Source organism: Providencia rustigianii DSM 4541 (assembly GCF_000156395.1).
GTDB classification, from domain to species: domain Bacteria; phylum Pseudomonadota; class Gammaproteobacteria; order Enterobacterales; family Enterobacteriaceae; genus Providencia; species Providencia rustigianii.
Map to the genome: position 1 here is coordinate 126745 of NZ_GG703821.1, position 17029 is coordinate 143773.

Below are 17029 nucleotides of genomic sequence, written 5' to 3' on the forward strand. Positions count from 1 at the left end.
TAGGAGCATACATAAGTATGTGACTAGAGTAGCTGAGCGTAGCCAACACCCCTAGAATTCGAAGTATGACGAGTAAATTGAAATATGACGAAATTCCGATTGCATAGGGGAAAAGAATAAATATTATGGTGCACCATAACAATTAACATCTGAGTCTATTATGAATTTTTTCTCATTTGAGTTTCTTGGCTCGTTTTTGGTTTTTTTTCTTATTTATTGGGGCTGCCAACCCAGCGCAAAATTACAAAATGGGTTGCTAATCACCGCTAGCTATTTTTTTGTTTATTCCTTTAGCCCTGATTTTGCTTATATTCTATTTGGCTACACATTATTTATCTATTTACTAACCAATTGGGCAACCGTTTGGTTATCCAATCGCTGGATTTACACCCTTTTAGGTATTGCCATCATTGGCTGCTTTACCGCATTTAAATACTATTCTTTCTTTCAAGAAACCATACAACAGACTCTCGATAAATTTGGATTCAGTGTTGGGTTACCGATCCTTGAATTATTGGCTCCGTTAGGTCTTTCTTTCTACGCATTCCATTCGGTAAGTTATACGGTGTCTGTGTGCCGTAAAGAAATTGAAAAAGCAGATTTTTTTGATGTGGTACTGTATTTGGCTTTCTTCCCAAGTATTGTGGCGGGTCCAATTAATCGCGCAAAAAACTTTCTACCACAAATTCAGACAGAAAGTCGCAACATCCTTGATTCTCGACGCGCAATTTTGCTGATTAGCTTAGCGTTGGTGAAGCTTTTTCTGTTTAGTTCTTATCTGGCTGAAAATTATGTTAACCCCGTTTTTGATGCCCCAACAGGCTATAGCGCGGGCGAAATATTAATTGCTACCTATGCCTATGCGTGGAATATCTACTTTAACTTTTCCGGTTATACCAATCTGGTCACCGGTATTGCATTACTGTTAGGTTTCAACGTACCTCTAAACTTTAATGCCCCTTATTTAGCCACTAACTTACAAGATTTTTGGAAGCGCTGGCATATTAGTTTATCGACCTTCATTCGCGACTATGTGTATATTCCATTGGGTGGTAACCGTAAGGGATTTACCCGAATGAACATTAACGCATTCTTAGCCATGGTGATTTCGGGTTTATGGCACGGTGCAGCAATGACGTTTGTTGTATGGGGAGCTATTCACGGTTTAGGGATTGTATTCCTGAGTCTTAAGAATTTCTGCATGCAAAAGCTAGGTTGGAATTGGTCGCTACCAAATCAAACATTATCAACTTGGTTATCACGTATTATTACGTTTCATTTTGTCTGTTTTGCTTGGATATTTTTCCGTAGCCCGTCCTTCGATGATGCGATGGTGATGCTGAATCAATTTATTGAACCCGGATTTATCGCCTCGATTAGCGCTAACCTTGGATTACTGATCCCATTTTGGCTATTGTTCCTTGCCTATCCTTATTTTGTTCAAGGCTACCAATATGTTGCCAAAAAACATCAAGATATCGCTTGGTATTATTACCCTATCCCATTAGCCATTGTTCTGACTATTATGTTTATGCTTTCACCTTCAGGCATGCCAGGATTTATCTATGCTAACTTCTGAGTTTAAAAATAACCTGAAAAAAACAGGGAAAGTCCTTTTTATCGTCCTTATTACGGGCTTGCTATTGATTTGGTTGAACCAAAGCTCACTGGAACGATTCTGGCAGCAAAAGTACCATCAAGATACCCCATGGTCGAAAATGATGGGCAATCCCGTTTGGGACTACGGCAGCGCGTTACACGATGGGGTGCAAGAAGCGGGGCTCACTTTTGCCTATCACGCTTCTGGACAAAAAGCCGTAGACGATAAACAAGCCGCTCAAATAGCTGACAGTAATGACGCGTTAAAATTTCCTGATGATTTCCGGGTTGGGCTACACTTTGTTAACGGCTATATCTACCCAGCCGAAAGTTTATCAGTGACGTTTCCAGAATTACTAAAACGGCCACAAGCACGAGCCAAGAATTCAACACGCGCTTTCGCTGGGGTCAATCTGGCGAGTCCAGAAGGACCGATTACCCCAAAACATATCGCTAAGATTACTGCGGGAGATCAAGTGCTATTTGCAGGGGACTCCATGATGCAGGGTATCGCTCCCCATGTTAAAAACATGCTATTGAAAAAGTATAATATAGACAGCATTAACTTGAGTAAGCAGAGTACGGGTCTTGCCTACCCGCGTTTCTTTAACTGGCCAGAAACTATCGCCAAAGCGTTAAATGATAATCCCAATATTAAGGTGTTAGTGGTCTTTTTAGGGCCTAATGACCCATGGGATATGCCGCCGCAGACAGGCTATAAGTATGTGAAGTTCAAGAGTGAAGAGTGGGAGCAAGTGTACCGCTCGCGCATCAATGATATATTAGCCACCGCTCGCCAACATAACGTCGATGTTATTTGGGTCGGTCCGCCGAATATGCGTAAAAATAACCTGTCCGATGGCATGAAGTTCCTACGCAGTCTTTATCAGTCCGAAGTCGAAAAGTATGGCGAAATGTACATTTCTGCCAACGATGTCTTTAAGTATAAAAATGACGACTATTCTGACTATATTGGTGATGGCAGCAATGCTATAAAATTGCGCAGTGGTGATGGGATCCATTTCAGTGGTAAAGGGCAACAAATGATTGCCGAACGTGTATTTTCACTGATCCATTTCGAAGAGGGAGACAAGGAGCCTCATGAAACTGAACAACTTGCGTCAAGCCAAGAGCAAGCTACTCTCGACTAGCGTCGTCACGTTGTTGGCATTAGGTTTAATCTCTTGCCAAACGCCTGACAATCAACGTGGTAAAACCTCACAACCAAAATGGTCTGCATCTACAGAGCAAGGGCAATTGGTGAATAATGGGGAACCCAATCTGGGTCTTTTGGCGTCTAAATTACGCCAAGGTAGCCAACAAGTGCATATCGTTCAAATCGGCGATTCGCACACAGCGGCAGATTTTTTCAGCGGGGAGTTACGCACATTATTTCAGCAACGCTATGGTGATGCGGGGCCAGGATTTGTACCGCCTATTTCGGTACCCGGCCAACGTACTGCCACGATTAATCGGGTGAGTGATAAAGCTGATTGGACACTCGCATCGAGTCGCAAAGATGAGCGATTTGACTACCCTCTGGGTGGGTTGATTGCCGAGCCACACTCCAATAGCAGCAATGTACAGTTAAAACCATTGCAACCAGTACAGAACAGTTACCGTCTACAAGCGCTTTATCAGAGTTCGGCAAATAGCCAGATGAAGGTATCACCGTCGTCGTCATCCATGGTGACATTACCTGCGACCGGTAATAATTGGCAATTTTCGGCACCAGTGAATACACAGTTACCCTCTCAAGTATCAATGAGCCAACAAGGTAACCTGAAAGTCGGTGGATGGTTAGTGCGTTCAAACAAGCCGGGAGTCATGTTATCTGCGGTAGGGTTAAATGGTGCCACCATCAATATGTTGGATAAATGGCAATCTCAATGGAGTGCCACATTAGCTGAAATATCTCCTGACATGGTGATTTTAGCTTTCGGTACCAATGAAGCCTTTAACGATACATTGAACTTGACGGCTTATGAGCAGAGCCTCAGAGAGAAAATTCGTCAAATTCGCCAGCAAATGCCGAATGCGGTGATTATGTTAGTGGGGCCAAGCGACTCAATTAAGTTTAGTAGCGCCGCAGGCTGTACAGCACAAATGCCTGTGAATTTGATGAATGTTATCCGCATTCAAAAAGCGGTTGCAGCTCAAGAGCACACACTATTTTGGGATTGGCAGGCCTACATGGGCGGTCCTTGCTCTATTCGTTCGTGGGCAGCCCAAGGTTTAGCGCGCCCAGACAATGTGCATTTCTCTGCGGATGGCTATAAGAAAAGCGCTCAGGCTCTTTACAGCCAGTTTAATCAGATGTTGAAGTAATGAATAAAGCTCGTATTGTGTGAGCAGCAGTCAAAACTACAAAAGCCAGCTTATCGAAATAAGCTGGCTTTTTCTTTTGAGTGGAGCTGAGGAAGAAAACTTACAGGAAGCTAAAGAAAACCATCCCAACAATGGCACCCGTGGTACCTAGAATAGTTTCCATTACAGACCATGTTTTCAGCGTTTGAGCTTCTGTTGCGCCCGTAAATTTACCGAATAGCCAGAAACCGGAGTCGTTCACATGGCTCAGAATTAATGAACCACCGGAGATACAGATAGATAGCGCTGCCAATTGAGCTCCGGAATAGCCCAGTTCACCGATAACAGGCAAGACTAAGCCAACCGTCGTTAAACATGCCACCGTAGCAGAACCTTGGATCACACGAACCGCACCCGCTAAGACAAAGCACGCAACAGCAATTGGCAAGCCAGCGCCAATCAAAGAGTCGCCTAATGCAGGACCAACACCAGAATCAACCAACACTTGCTTGAATACGCCACCAGCACCGGTCACCAACAGGATAATACCCGCGGGTTGAATTGCCGCAGAACATACCGCCATCACACGCTCTTTATCCATGCCGTAACGGAAACCGAGACCATAAATTGCCAGTAAACAAGCGAGTAATAATGCGGTGAATGGGTGACCAATAAATTCTAACCAATGTTCTACGTTAGAGCCTTTTTCAACAAAGTGGGTACCAATGGTTTTTAATCCCACTAACAGCAGCGGGAACAGCACTAAACTTAAGCTGAATGCAAAGCTTGGTACTTTACCGTTAGCTGCTTGAGGTGCTTCGTAGTCAGCCGGAATATCGATATGGACGAATTTGCTGATAAAGTTACCAAACAGTGGTCCGGCTAAAATCATACCTGGGATAGCTGCACATAAACCAATCAGGATCATCCAACCGTAATCAGCGCCCATTTGTGATGCAACTAGCATCGGTGTAGGACCCGGTAATAAGAATGCTGCCGCAGCGGCAACACCTGCAAATAGAGGAATAGCTAAACGAACCACGTTATGACCAGTACGGTTTGCTACCGCAAAGACCACCCCAATCAACAATACGATCGCAACGTCAAAAAACAGAGGCAATGCACAAATCAAACCTGCCACGCCCACAGCGTAATGCGCTCGCTTTTCACCAAAAGCTGTCAGTAACTTATGTGCCACCTGATCCAACGCACCAGTTTCATGCAAGATTTTCCCGAACATGGCACCTAGAGCGACAACTATCGCTAAGAAACCAAGTGTTCCCGCCATTCCTTTTTGCATAGTTGCGGTGATATCTTGGATTGGCATCCCAGAAAATAATCCAGCGCCAATGGATACAATCATTAATGCCACGAACGCATGTAAGCGGGCATACATTACTAAGAATAATAGTAAGACTACCGAGCCAACAGCGGTCAGTACTAACGTAAGGGTACTTAATGTTTCTACAGGAGCATTCATACCTTATCCCCAGCCATGATTTGACGAATAGTTGAGCACGTATTATCGATGACTACATCCAAAGATGGACGAATATCAATCGCATACGCATCAGTTTCTTGTTCATTTGGTTCTTGTAATGCCTCAAACTGTGATTTCAACATTTCTGGTTTGAAGAAATGACCACGACGCGCTCTCAAACGCTCTTCAATCACTATTGCATCCCCTTTCAAGTAGATGAAATAGAGATTTTTATTATCGTTTCTAAGAATATCGCGGTAGCTTTTTTTCAAAGCAGAACAAACTACTAATGAAATTTGATTCGTTCTTTGCATAGCAAAAATTGCACCGTTCAGTGCTTCTAACCAAGGGCGACGGTCATCATCATTCAGCGCGTGTCCTGATGCCATTTTCATAATATTAGCTTTAGGGTGTAAAAAATCCCCATCAAGAAAAGCAGCTTGTAGCTGCTGAGCAACGCCGCTAGCGACTGCTGATTTGCCGCTACCCGATACCCCCATTAGGACAAATGTATAGTTTTGATTTTGGGTATCACTCATAGGAATCTCCTCGGGTGTTGAAAAGAAATTATCTGAATATTTTATTAAAATTTAGGTTTATGTTACCGGTAACAGGTTACGGGTAACATTATCTGTATTGAGGGTTTTTTAGCAATTAGATCGGTGAAGAAAAAAGCGGAATTGTGATGATACTCGCAATAATATTTAGCTGACTCGATAGCAGCAAACTAGATACTTTCACCTGTCAGTAACTTAAAACCAACATCAAACTGTTTGTGCGCTAATTTTTCTCCACGCATTCTTGCCAGCAGGACTTCAGCCGCCTTACGCCCCATTTGATCTCTAGGGGTTAAAATACTTGCTAATTTTGGCGTCATCACCTGCCCGACATCATGACCATGGAAACCTGAGATAGCTAAATCCGTCGGCACTTTGATCCCTAAACGTTGGCACTCAAAAATAGCGCCTATTGCTAAGTCATCGTTTGTGCAGAATAACCCATCCGCATCAGGGTATTTTTCGCGACACTCTTGAAGTAATTGGGCACCTAGAGAATAAGAGGAGCTTTCCTGAGTCATTAAATTTCGAGGCGTTAATTTGGCATCTAACATTGCCTGTTCGTAGCCTTTTAAGCGGATAATGGTTCGCTCATCCTGCCTAGCTCCCAAGTAGATAACCTTACGACAGCCTCTGGCGATCATCGCTTCGGTCATTTGGCGAGAAGCTTCATAGTTATTGATACCCACCGCCATATCAAGGCAAGGGGAAATACTGTCCATGATTTCCACCACGGGAATACCCGCTGTTTTCAACATACGCAGTGTGCGTTCTGTATGGGTACGCTCGGCCAAAATCACGCCATCAATATTATAAGAAAGTAGCGAGGTTAATCGCTCTTCTTCTTTTTCAGCACGATAACCATAGTGGGCGAGCATGGTTTGATAACCGTGGCGGTCAGTAACTGCTTCAATACCGCGGATCACTTCGGCAAACACTTGGTTGGTCAATGAAGGTAACAATACCCCAATCGCATGACTGGTTGCATTAGAGAGAATATCTGGTGCTTTGTTCGGGATATATCCCAAATCCTCCACCGCATTAGCAATTTTTCCACGCAAAGACTCAGAAACTTGATCCGGGTTGCGTAAAAAGCGGCTCACCGTCATTTTTGTGATACCGACAAGGTCGGCAACGTCTTGCAAAGAGGGTCTTTTATTCTTCATATATCCCATATTTTCAATATGTACGCAGTTATCTTGCGTTATGTTCTGCGATCTGTTGGTGGATAGCAATCCCTTGTTATTGCTTTAAATCACATAAATATCGAGTTTTCCTCAAAGTAGTTGACTCTCTTCCCCGAGTTCGTTAATTTCCGCGTTATATAATTATAAGTATAACGATACTCAATCATCGGCTATGACTATGAATCGACGACGCTTCCTACAATCTTGTGCGGCACTGGCTGTATTTTACTATTTACCTGCATTCAGCCGTGAAAAAATCGCCGAAGCACTATTCGGTCAGTTACCAACCGCTGAAAACCTTCAGCGAGTGATCAGCGCAGGACCACCCGCGGATTTACTCTTATTTGCACTTGCACCTGAGAAAATGGTGGGATTTGCATCGATTTCCCTCAATAAAGGGAAAACTGGATTATTTTCCGAACAATGGCTTTCGCTTCCCATTTATGGTCGTCTTGCTGGGCGAGGAAGTACCTTATCCCTAGAACAGTTGATGGCCTATCACCCCGATTTAATTATAGATACGGGAAATCTCGATGAGACTTATCGCTCTCAAGCAGAAAAAGTGTCTAAACAGACGGGGATCCCCTATTTATTAATGGAAGGGGGGCTTGCCGATGCACCACAGCAGTTGCGCCAATTAGGCAAAATCCTCAATGTCCACCAGCAAGCAGAAAAACTCAGTGCACTAGCAGAACGCTATTTAAAAAATGCCCAACTGTTTGCCCAAAGTCGCCAACAAAATCCCCTAAGTTTTTATCTGGCTCGGGGGGCTAAAGGGTTGCAAACGGGAACAAAAGGCTCGATTCATACTGAAGCTATTGAAATGCTAGGTTTACGTAATGTCGTTGATATCAAAGGATTTCACGGATTAACGGATGTCTCCATGGAGCAACTTTATCAATGGGAGCCAGACATTATTATTACGCAATATGATGAAGCCGTTGAATTAATGACAACCTCACCGTTATGGGAAGGACTCAGCGCCATTACCTCCAATAATTTATTTGTTTTCAGCGGGATGCCTTTTGGTTGGCTAGATGGACCTCCCGGTATTAATCGCTTACTCGGTATGAGAAGGCTACAAAGTCACTTTGATAAGAGTGTCGAGGAAACCATCAAACAGGATATTTTGCAGTTCTTTGAACTGTTTTATCATTCACCATTAAGCCCACAACAGGTTGATATGTTGATGGAAATGTCATGACTCGTGGGCTTCTGAATAACAAAGCTAAGCCTCTGTTGTTGTTAATGATCTTTTTGACCTGCCTATTGATAGCGTTAACCAGTGGTAAATACTCACTAACCTTGGGGGAGCTGTATCGTCTCGTGTTCCAAGATACAACGGGTGACCCTCGCAATAACACGGTATTTTGGCAAATTCGTTTCCCTCGAGTACTTGCTGCGATATTAATCGGTGGTGGATTAGCTGTTGCTGGGGCAGCATATCAAGGCATGTTTCGTAATCCATTAGTCTCTCCCGATATATTGGGCGTTTCTGCAGGGGCAGGCGTAGGGGCGGTATTTGGCATATTTTTTGGGCAATCTTTGGTGTATATCCAGCTATTTGCCTTTGCTGGAGGATTACTGGCTGTCGCCGCCGTGTGTTTGATTGCCAAAATGGCACGCCAACATGATCCTATTTTATCGCTGGTGCTTGTTGGCGTGGCGATTAGTGCGATTTGTGGCTCCGCCATCTCTTTGATGAAAATTCTAGCCGACCCTTATACCCAGCTACCCTCTATCACATTTTGGTTATTAGGAGGGTTATCCTCCATTACCCAGCAGGATTTACTCTCTGTTCTCCCCATTATGGTTATAGGCATTATTCCTTTGCTGCTCCTACGTTGGCGTATGAATTTGCTCAGCCTATCCGATGAGGAAGCCAAAAGCCTCGGTGTCAATGTCAGCTTGAACCGTGGGATTTTTATTATTTGCGCCACATTGATCACCGCAAGTACCGTTTCGATTGCGGGTATTATTGGGTGGATTGGATTGATTGTGCCCCATATCACTAGAATGATAGTGGGCGCTAACTTTCGTCATCAACTTCCGGCATCCATAGCAATTGGTGCAATTTTACTCTTGATCACTGACACACTAGCAAGAACCATTGCGGCTATTGAACTTCCATTGGGTATCCTAACTTCAGCCGTGGGGGCTCCGTTCTTTTTAGCCATTTTGTTGCAAACAAGGCGGGTCAAATGAGTATTTTGACACTCAATAACCTCGCGATTGGTTATCACCATCATGCCATTATTGAACATATTAATTTTTCGCTGCCCGAGGGGGCGATAACGTGTCTGCTTGGTGCCAATGGATGTGGTAAAACCACCTTGATGAGAACATTGTTAGGGTTGCTACCCGCAATACAGGGAGAGATCCTGCTACAGGGTAAATCCCTGAATGGCTTAAAACCAAGAGATATTGCGAAAGTAATTGCTTACGTACCACAAGCCCACGATACGCCCTTCAGTTTCTCGGTGACGGATATGGTGATAATGGGGCTAACTCCCCACCGCTCTGTATTTTCACTTCCAAGAGAAAAAGAACAAATCGCCGCTATGCAACAACTCCAACAGTTAGGTATTGATCACCTCCGAGAGCGCTTATATAGCACCTTGAGTGGTGGTGAAAAACAGTTGGTTCTCATTGCTAGAGCATTAATTCAAAAGCCCAAATTGCTGATTATGGATGAACCGGCTGCTAGCTTAGACTTTGGTAATCAAATTCGTTTATTACAACAAATAGAAAATCTAAAACAGCATGGAATGACGGTTTTAATGTCCACCCACCACCCACAACATGCAGCGGCCATTGCTGACCATGTGGTGTTGTTGGATAGGCAACAGCAAGCCAGACATGGCTCTGCTCAAAGTATGTTAACACTCACTAACTTGGCAGAGCTTTATAATATCGATGAGCCAAGTATCATGGCTCATTTTCAGCTTCCATCCAATTTTACTTGTTAAGGGCAAGCGTCATGCTTATCAATCAACTCGATTTTGCAAAAATGTACCAACAGCATATGCAACAAGCTCAGCGCTCTCGAAAAGAGCCAGAACATTGGGATAAAAAAGCACAACAAATGGCGCAAACCTGTGCCAATCCCAACGATCCTTACTTAGTTGGTTTCCGCCAATTAATGGATTTTACCGGAGCTAAAACATTATTGGATGTTGGCTGTGGCCCGGGATCTATCAGTTTGGCGCTAGCCAATCAATTTGAATCCGTTATCGGTATCGATTATAGCCAAGGCATGCTAGAGATGGCAGAAATTCGCGCAAAAGAGATGAATATCACCAATGCACGTTTCGAACCATTGGCATGGGAAGATAACTGGGATTCGTTACCGAAAGTGGATATCTCGGTGGCTTCTCGCTCTACACTGGTCGATGACTTGAAGGGCGCATTATTGAAGTTGAACCGCCAGACTAATTTACGGGTTTATACCACCCATACCATCAACCCTACTTTTATTGATGAAAAGGTTATCAAGGCGATTGGACGAAACGTTGTTTCTCTACCGACCTATATTTATGCCGTAAATATCCTGCATCAAATGGGGATCAATGCGCGAGTCGATTTTATTAAAAGCCCTAATAAAGGGGGATTTGATAATTTTGCTGCTTTTGCAGATAGCGTGAATTGGTCACTGAAAGATCTCACCGAAGACGAAATTGAAAAACTCCGTCACTACTATGATGAACAAACGGCTTCCGGTAGAGTTCTCCCATTCCCATCAAGAGATTGGGCGATGGTGTCATGGGATGTAGTCGATGAATCGGAACTGATTTTATGATCTACTTACCGGATGCCCTGATTGATCAGTTACTTCTTGACGATATTCAATACGGCGATTTAACAACTCGTGCCCTTGGTTTACAGTCACAACAAGGCACCATGACTTTTACATCAAAACTAGGTGGCTGTGTCAGTGGGTTAAATATCGCCGAGAGAATGCTAACTAAGCTCGGTGTGACTTGTGAATGCTTATTCCATGATGGGGATATTGTCGAACCTCAGAGCTGCTTAATTAAAGCATCCGGTTCCTGCGAAGCCTTACATCAGGGCTGGAAAGCAGTACAAAACGTCCTTGAATGGTGTGGCGGAGTCAGTCATTACACTTACCAGATGGTATCGATATTGAAAAAATATCAACCTGATGGGCAACTCGCCTGTACTCGCAAAACCATCCCAATGACCAAGCCGCTTGCCCTCACGGCAATTTTAGCTGGCGGCGCCATTATTCATCGCGCAGGCAGCGCGGAAACAATCTTGCTGTTTACCAATCATCGCAACTGTTTAGCAAATCCTGATGATTGGCAGTCCCATGTAAAGACTTTGCGTACGGCGGCACCAGAGAAACTCATTATTGTAGAGGCTGATGATGAACAACAAGCGATATTAGCGATTAAAGCTAATGCCGATATTGTTCAGTTGGATAAATTGCCGATTCCGCAAATTCAAGCATTACAGCAATATATCCAACAGCAAAATTCACCCTGCCGGCTTTCTATTGCGGGCGGAGTTAATCTTCAGACCATTGAGGCGTATTCCCAAACGGGCGTGTCGATTTTAGTCACTTCAGCCCCTTATTACGCTGCACCGAGAGATATCAAAGTTCACCTATTTAAATCTTAATCATCTTTAAAATAGAGATTTAAAACCTGTCCTGCGAAAAATAGCGGGATGGTGTTTTATGGCATAAACGACGGCTATCGCTATATAAAAATAAATATAGCGATGATTGTCGTGATAAAAACTAACTGGACATTAATAATGAAAATAAAACAAATACCTTATTTTGTAGGAATGGCATTATTCGCAGCGCAAGGGCAAGCAGCTTCGGTAACCTCAACAGAAACTAACCGTGATGTCATGTCCGTATGGAGTACGCCGCTTGCGGCTGATGCCAATGTGATCACTGAGTCACAAATGAAGCAGCTCAATAAAACCAACGTCGCACAGGCATTAAGCACTTTACCGGGTGTGGCAATTCAAAAATCCGGTAATCGCAATGAAACCCAAGTGAATGTAAGAGGTTTTGATAGCCGTCAGGTGCCTGTTTTCTTCGATGGTATCCCCACTTATGTCCCTTATGATGGCACCCTCGATCTGGGGCGTTTTATGACCAGTGAGCTGGCTAGCGTTGAATTGTCCACGGGATACACTTCATTATTGCAAGGCCCAAACTTGATGGGTGGCGCGATTAACTTAACCACTGCGACGCCGAAAAAGCCCCTTGAAGCCAATATTAGCCTCAATCAAGGTTTCGCTCGTGGGGCTGATAATGCCCATAACATCAGCGCACGCCTTGGAGGGCGTAATGATCTCGGTTTTATCCAAGTCAGTGGGAGCCAGTATAAACAGCGTTTTATGGGATTACCGAGTTCAGAAGATAATAATCCATTGGCAGGAAGCCATGGCCGCCGAACGAACTCGGCCACCGATGATAAACGCTTAATGCTAAAAATGGGCTGGACGCCGCGAGAAACCGATGAGTATGTCCTCACCTATATTAAGCAGGATGGCGACAAAAACAGCGCGCCGAATGTGAATACAGATAAACAACAGATTTGGCAATGGCCAGCCTATGATAAAGAAAGTATTTATTTTAATGGCACGACTCAGATAACCGATGGAATCGCGTTACAAAGCCGTGTGTACCATGACTCATTTAAAAATACGCTGCATCAGTACAAATCTGTCAAAGATTACCAAAAAGGCGATTTTAACTATAGCCGCTATGATGACTACAGTAATGGTGCAGATTTACGTGCTGATTTCACTATACGTGAATTAGATATGCTGTCATTCGCTGCTCACTGGAAAGAAGATATTCATCGTTCTCGTAGCAATAAAACCAATCCATTTGATCGTTATAAAGATCAAACTTGGTCTGTCGCAACAGAATACCAATGGGTCGCCACGGATAAACTCGATATTATCGGCGGGATTGGCTATGACTGGCGTAACAGCGATGAAGGTAAGCGCTATCTTTATAATAAAAAAAGTGGCGCTATGGAGGGGGTCCAACATTACGATGATAATAGCCAACATGCCTTTAACTGGGAAGCCATGGCACGCTATCACTTAGAAAATGAAGATACCGTGCAATTCTCAGTATCAGAAAGAACGCGATTCCCAACCCAAAAAGAGCGTTATACCGAAAATAAAATGAAGAATAATGATTCATTTCTCATTAACCCTCATTTAGATGCTGAACGCGCATTAACCTTTGATTTAACCTATAAAGGTCATTTTACTCCCGCTTGGAACTACACGGCGAGCGCTTACTATAACCAAGTTTCTGATGCCATCATGGCACATCATGTGGGTGTGAATAAAAAAGGTGCCGATTTACTGCAAAACCGTAATAGTGGAAAAGTGGATTATATGGGGATGGACTTAGGTACCACAGGGCAAATTACCGACTGGCTAGAAGCTGGCGTAAACTATAGCTATATTCACGCAGACCCAAAACACTATAGCGTACGCCATGTCGCTGAGTTACCAACTCATAAAGCCTTTGCTTGGCTCAAGTTCACACCGTATGAACCAATGAGTATTACCGTAACCGAAGAGGCCAGAAGCTGGGCATTTAACTATATAGATAGCGAAGATAAGGTTCGCGGCTTTGCCAAAACCGATGTCCGCTTAGATTACGAACTCGGGCATGGCTTATCCGTAAATAGTTCAGTGAATAACCTATTCGACAAATCTTACGAATATACCAATGGATATATAGAGGAAGGTCGTAACTATTGGTTAGGTATTGAATATAAATACTAGTACTTAATTAGGTTAGGTAAGAATTGACGTTCTTACCTAACAATATAAAAAATAATCTATTATATAAATTAGATTTATACATAAATTAAATTAAGCAATTACACCTAAGATAAATCCTATAAATCCAATTAAACCCTCATTTAAAATATAGATTAATTAACTTTTTACACTCAAAATAAGCGACAAAATTATATATTCAGGCTGATAATTTTAATATATACAGGGTAAAACTCCAATGAAGCATTCAAATCAATAATTTTGCTAATTAATCGCAAAAAAGCTCATCGAGCAATACTTGCAGTAATTCATTTCACTATTTAGACTATATACATTATTAAAATTATAAAAATATAAAATACCTAAATAAATTTAACTTAATTTTACTTAGCCAATAAATAATGGTGGCTTAGCTTATTGAATTATTTGAATTTGAGAGAACTGGCGGTAACCATGATCGAAAAACATGATTATACTATTGATGAAAAATTTATTTTTGAGCAACGAAAATGTCTAATTTACCTAAAAGGTGACCTAGATCAATCTGTTGAATTATCAAAACCAGCAGCACGCTTATTTGGGGAGATCCTTTTATTAAATTTTAAAAAAGGGATTGCTACTCGTGATGAATTACTTACCAACGTTTGGGAAGAGTATGGACTTGTTGGTTCAAATAATAATTTAAATACTTATATTAGCGAGATAAGAAAAAAACTCGAGCAAGTCGGTATTGATCCAAAAACTATCGTTACGGTTCCTAAAAAAGGTTTTAGAATTGATAGTCATCTTTCAAAATTTAAGATTGATGATGATGCTGAAATAATATCTAACGAAATTATCACTAAAGATGATTATGACTCTCTTCACCCCTCTTTAGTGCCATCTCATTTTGTATTGGCAGATGATCATAAAAGCATATTTGATTCATCCTCCCAACCTACTGAAGATACATTAATTAATAGCTGTTCATTATTAAATGATAGTACATCTTTAAATACAGAAGAAATCATAGAAAATAAAAATGCCATTTCTCAGGGCTACAATGATAGTAAAAATAAAAAATTAATTAAATTTTCAGTTATCACATTCATTATCGCTATCATCCTTATCTCAATTTATATAATTTCAAATAATAACAAATACATTAATAATCAAGAAAATACATACCATACAGTGAGTACCAGAGAGAATTGTATTATACAAACACCGATAGAGATGAGTGAAAAAACGACTAGCGACACTATCGACTTTGTTAATAAAAAACTTGAAAAATATAATATTTCTTGTGATGAACCCAAACGAATCATCCTATTATCTGATGTCAATTCAGCCTACTCATTTGATAAAAATATTGCTCTAAGTATTTGTAAAGAAAAAAATAACCGATTTGAATGCGTGTCCATTAATGACCAGAGAATTTAAATGAAAAAGTATATAGCTGCCTCGATTCTTCTCGTTGCTATAGTTTCGATTGCGTTTGTATTTACCAATAAAAAAGAAGACGAAATGACAATTTGTCACTCGGAAATCGTGTGGATAAAAGAAAATGGCACGCCTGATGGTATTATTCTTAAATCTAAAATGAGCCTTCAAATTGCAGATAACCATAGTGGGCGTATGAACTTTTATGGCTATATAAAAGAGCAAGATACAGTGTATCGCTTAGATAGAGCAGTATATTTTGAATATAATCCTGTGGATAATAAAGGACATTTTGCGATTAGATTCAAATCATCCTCAATAATGACTTCAGATAATACGCCAAATAATATTTTTTCTACTTTTTTTAATGTAGATAGAGAAAAAATAAACTACTACATTCAAGTGAAAAAAATGGAAGATAATATTTATATCCTTAAAGATGAAGCATATACCTCATTCACTTGTTTTATTGAATAAAAAAATACCTACCAACAATTACGTTTAAGTAGGTAAAAATCGTCAACATGGGAAAATTTGAATAATATAAGCGCAATTAAAGGGTATTAAATCTATAGATATAACATTCAAAGAAAGTATTAATTACTTTTTAGGTCCATAAATTTCGACGAAAGGAACACCATCTTGAGCTATCGTTCCTCTAAACATACCTTTCGTATTGAAATCCATAACATAATTTCCATCTTTATCAATCGCAATCAGTCCACCAGCGCCTCCCATATTATGCACCGTATTAAGGATATTTGTTGATGCTTCAGAAAGCGTGATACCTTTATATTTTATTTGAGCGGCAACATCATAAGCAGCAACAGATCGAATGAACAATTCCCCTAGTCCTGTCGTTGAAATAGCAATAGTGTTGTTATCAGCGTAAGTTCCTGCGCCAATAATAGGAGAGTCACCAATGCGGCCATAATGCTTATTTGTACTTCCGCCCGTGGAGGTCGCAGAAGCTAAATTGCCTTTTTTATCGATTGCAACAGCACCAACTGTACCGTATTTATAATCGAACATCAGAGGATCAACGAATAAAGCAGCATTAATCCCTTTTTCTTGATCTATTTTGTGGCTGATTTCTTTCACTTTTTTAAGCTGTTCTGCTCGTTTTTCAGTGATAAAGTAAGATGGGTCAACAATATCTAACCCTTCTGATTTAGCAAATTGTTCAGCACCAGCTCCCCCCATCATCACATAGGGGCTTTTCGTCATAACACGGTAAGCTGCCATTATTGGGTTTCTGACGTTCGACACTCCAGCGACAGCACCTGCCTTACGAGTTCGCCCATCCATAATCGAAGCATCCAACTCTACCTTATTATCGGTGGTTAATGATGCGCCTTTACCTGCGTTATACAGAGGGGAATCTTCCATCACGATCACCGCAGCTTGAACGGCATCAACACTATCACCACCTTGAGCAAGAATAGTGTATCCAGCTTGAAGTGCTTCTTTTAATTTCTCTTCATGCTCTTTTTGTAATTCAGGAGAAAGCAGCTTTTCAGTAATATCGCCAGCTCCACCATGGATAACTAAACGGAAATTATTTTTTTGTGCAGTTGTTGATGAGGAAAAAATAATTGCAGATAAAAAAATTATACTAAAGGTATATTTGGTTGATTTTATTTTCTTAGCTAGGTTATTCATGATTAACCTTATTTTATGCAATAAGT

At 41.5% G+C, this 17029-nt stretch carries 15 protein-coding genes; 11 read left to right on the forward strand and 4 right to left on the reverse strand.

The window, feature by feature from the left end; genetic code table 11:
• The first annotated feature begins 160 nt into the window (after positions 1–160).
• Genes PROVRUST_RS16500 through PROVRUST_RS16510 form a run of 3 tightly spaced genes read left to right on the forward strand, consistent with a single transcriptional unit; the run spans position 161 to position 3927 of the window.
• Positions 161–1579, forward strand: coding sequence for an MBOAT family O-acyltransferase (locus tag PROVRUST_RS16500; RefSeq protein WP_006816039.1), 1419 nt, complete (start codon positions 161–163; stop codon positions 1577–1579).
• A complete protein-coding gene (locus tag PROVRUST_RS16505; RefSeq protein ID WP_039855800.1) occupies positions 1566–2750 on the forward strand; it encodes an SGNH/GDSL hydrolase family protein in 1185 nt (394 codons plus the stop codon). The genes PROVRUST_RS16500 and PROVRUST_RS16505 overlap by 14 nt, the downstream gene beginning before the upstream one ends.
• Positions 2701–3927, forward strand: a complete 1227-nt coding sequence (locus tag PROVRUST_RS16510) for an SGNH/GDSL hydrolase family protein (RefSeq protein ID WP_039855759.1) — start codon at positions 2701–2703, stop codon at positions 3925–3927. Before PROVRUST_RS16505 ends, PROVRUST_RS16510 begins: the two co-directional genes overlap by 50 nt.
• A gap of 100 nt (positions 3928–4027) precedes the next feature.
• On the opposite strand, the gene gntU is transcribed toward PROVRUST_RS16510, so the two are convergent.
• From gntU to gntR, 3 genes are all read right to left on the reverse strand, one after another.
• Positions 4028–5386 (reverse strand): gluconate transporter, encoded by a 1359-nt coding sequence (gene gntU / locus PROVRUST_RS16515; RefSeq protein WP_006816042.1) that lies wholly within the window; start codon positions 5384–5386, stop codon positions 4028–4030.
• Positions 5383–5925, reverse strand: coding sequence for a gluconokinase (gntK, locus tag PROVRUST_RS16520; protein WP_006816043.1), 543 nt, complete (start codon positions 5923–5925; stop codon positions 5383–5385). The genes gntU and gntK overlap by 4 nt, the downstream gene beginning before the upstream one ends.
• Positions 5926–6113: 188 nt before the next feature.
• A complete protein-coding gene (gene gntR / locus PROVRUST_RS16525; RefSeq protein WP_039855762.1) occupies positions 6114–7109 on the reverse strand; it encodes a gluconate operon transcriptional repressor GntR in 996 nt (331 codons plus the stop codon).
• 193 nt (positions 7110–7302) lie between these two features.
• On the opposite strand from gntR, the gene PROVRUST_RS16530 reads away from it, so the two are divergent.
• From PROVRUST_RS16530 to PROVRUST_RS16565, 8 genes are all read left to right on the forward strand, one after another.
• Positions 7303–8334, forward strand: a complete 1032-nt coding sequence (locus PROVRUST_RS16530) for an ABC transporter substrate-binding protein (protein WP_006816045.1) — start codon at positions 7303–7305, stop codon at positions 8332–8334.
• The gene (locus tag PROVRUST_RS16535) at positions 8331–9335 is read left to right on the forward strand and encodes a FecCD family ABC transporter permease (protein WP_006816046.1); all 1005 of its coding nucleotides are present in this window, start codon (positions 8331–8333) and stop codon (positions 9333–9335) included. Before PROVRUST_RS16530 ends, PROVRUST_RS16535 begins: the two co-directional genes overlap by 4 nt.
• Complete coding sequence (locus PROVRUST_RS16540) at positions 9332–10099, forward strand: ABC transporter ATP-binding protein (RefSeq protein WP_006816047.1); 768 nt, start codon at positions 9332–9334, stop codon at positions 10097–10099. Before PROVRUST_RS16535 ends, PROVRUST_RS16540 begins: the two co-directional genes overlap by 4 nt.
• A gap of 11 nt (positions 10100–10110) precedes the next feature.
• The gene (locus tag PROVRUST_RS16545) at positions 10111–10929 is read left to right on the forward strand and encodes a class I SAM-dependent methyltransferase (RefSeq protein ID WP_006816048.1); all 819 of its coding nucleotides are present in this window, start codon (positions 10111–10113) and stop codon (positions 10927–10929) included.
• Positions 10926–11771 (forward strand): ModD protein, encoded by an 846-nt coding sequence (gene modD, locus PROVRUST_RS16550; protein ID WP_006816049.1) that lies wholly within the window; start codon positions 10926–10928, stop codon positions 11769–11771. Before PROVRUST_RS16545 ends, modD begins: the two co-directional genes overlap by 4 nt.
• A gap of 138 nt (positions 11772–11909) precedes the next feature.
• The gene (locus PROVRUST_RS16555) at positions 11910–13922 is read left to right on the forward strand and encodes a TonB-dependent receptor plug domain-containing protein (protein ID WP_039855765.1); all 2013 of its coding nucleotides are present in this window, start codon (positions 11910–11912) and stop codon (positions 13920–13922) included.
• A gap of 450 nt (positions 13923–14372) precedes the next feature.
• Positions 14373–15341 carry a winged helix-turn-helix domain-containing protein gene (locus PROVRUST_RS16560; RefSeq protein ID WP_006816051.1) on the forward strand — a complete coding sequence of 323 codons (969 nt, stop codon included), beginning with the start codon at positions 14373–14375 and terminating at the stop codon, positions 15339–15341.
• Positions 15342–15818, forward strand: coding sequence for a FidL-like protein (locus PROVRUST_RS16565; protein WP_006816052.1), 477 nt, complete (start codon positions 15342–15344; stop codon positions 15816–15818).
• Positions 15819–15941: 123 nt separating this feature from the next.
• On the opposite strand, the gene PROVRUST_RS16570 is transcribed toward PROVRUST_RS16565, so the two are convergent.
• On the reverse strand, positions 15942–17003 hold the full coding sequence (locus PROVRUST_RS16570) for an isoaspartyl peptidase/L-asparaginase family protein (RefSeq protein WP_006816053.1): 1062 nt from the start codon (positions 17001–17003) through the stop codon (positions 15942–15944).
• Positions 17004–17029: the final 26 nt, after the last annotated feature.

Coding starts and splice junctions, on each gene's coding strand:
- PROVRUST_RS16500 (WP_006816039.1), top strand. CDS start 161: ATGAATTTTTTCTCATTTGAGTTTCTTGGCTCGTTTTTGGTTTTTTTT.
- PROVRUST_RS16505 (WP_039855800.1), top strand. CDS start 1,566: ATGCTAACTTCTGAGTTTAAAAATAACCTGAAAAAAACAGGGAAAGTC.
- PROVRUST_RS16510 (WP_039855759.1), top strand. CDS start 2,701: ATGAAACTGAACAACTTGCGTCAAGCCAAGAGCAAGCTACTCTCGACT.
- gntU (WP_006816042.1), bottom strand. CDS start 5,386: ATGAATGCTCCTGTAGAAACATTAAGTACCCTTACGTTAGTACTGACC.
- gntK (WP_006816043.1), bottom strand. CDS start 5,925: ATGAGTGATACCCAAAATCAAAACTATACATTTGTCCTAATGGGGGTA.
- gntR (WP_039855762.1), bottom strand. CDS start 7,109: ATGAAGAATAAAAGACCCTCTTTGCAAGACGTTGCCGACCTTGTCGGT.
- PROVRUST_RS16530 (WP_006816045.1), top strand. CDS start 7,303: ATGACTATGAATCGACGACGCTTCCTACAATCTTGTGCGGCACTGGCT.
- PROVRUST_RS16535 (WP_006816046.1), top strand. CDS start 8,331: ATGACTCGTGGGCTTCTGAATAACAAAGCTAAGCCTCTGTTGTTGTTA.
- PROVRUST_RS16540 (WP_006816047.1), top strand. CDS start 9,332: ATGAGTATTTTGACACTCAATAACCTCGCGATTGGTTATCACCATCAT.
- PROVRUST_RS16545 (WP_006816048.1), top strand. CDS start 10,111: ATGCTTATCAATCAACTCGATTTTGCAAAAATGTACCAACAGCATATG.
- modD (WP_006816049.1), top strand. CDS start 10,926: ATGATCTACTTACCGGATGCCCTGATTGATCAGTTACTTCTTGACGAT.
- PROVRUST_RS16555 (WP_039855765.1), top strand. CDS start 11,910: ATGAAAATAAAACAAATACCTTATTTTGTAGGAATGGCATTATTCGCA.
- PROVRUST_RS16560 (WP_006816051.1), top strand. CDS start 14,373: ATGATCGAAAAACATGATTATACTATTGATGAAAAATTTATTTTTGAG.
- PROVRUST_RS16565 (WP_006816052.1), top strand. CDS start 15,342: ATGAAAAAGTATATAGCTGCCTCGATTCTTCTCGTTGCTATAGTTTCG.
- PROVRUST_RS16570 (WP_006816053.1), bottom strand. CDS start 17,003: ATGAATAACCTAGCTAAGAAAATAAAATCAACCAAATATACCTTTAGT.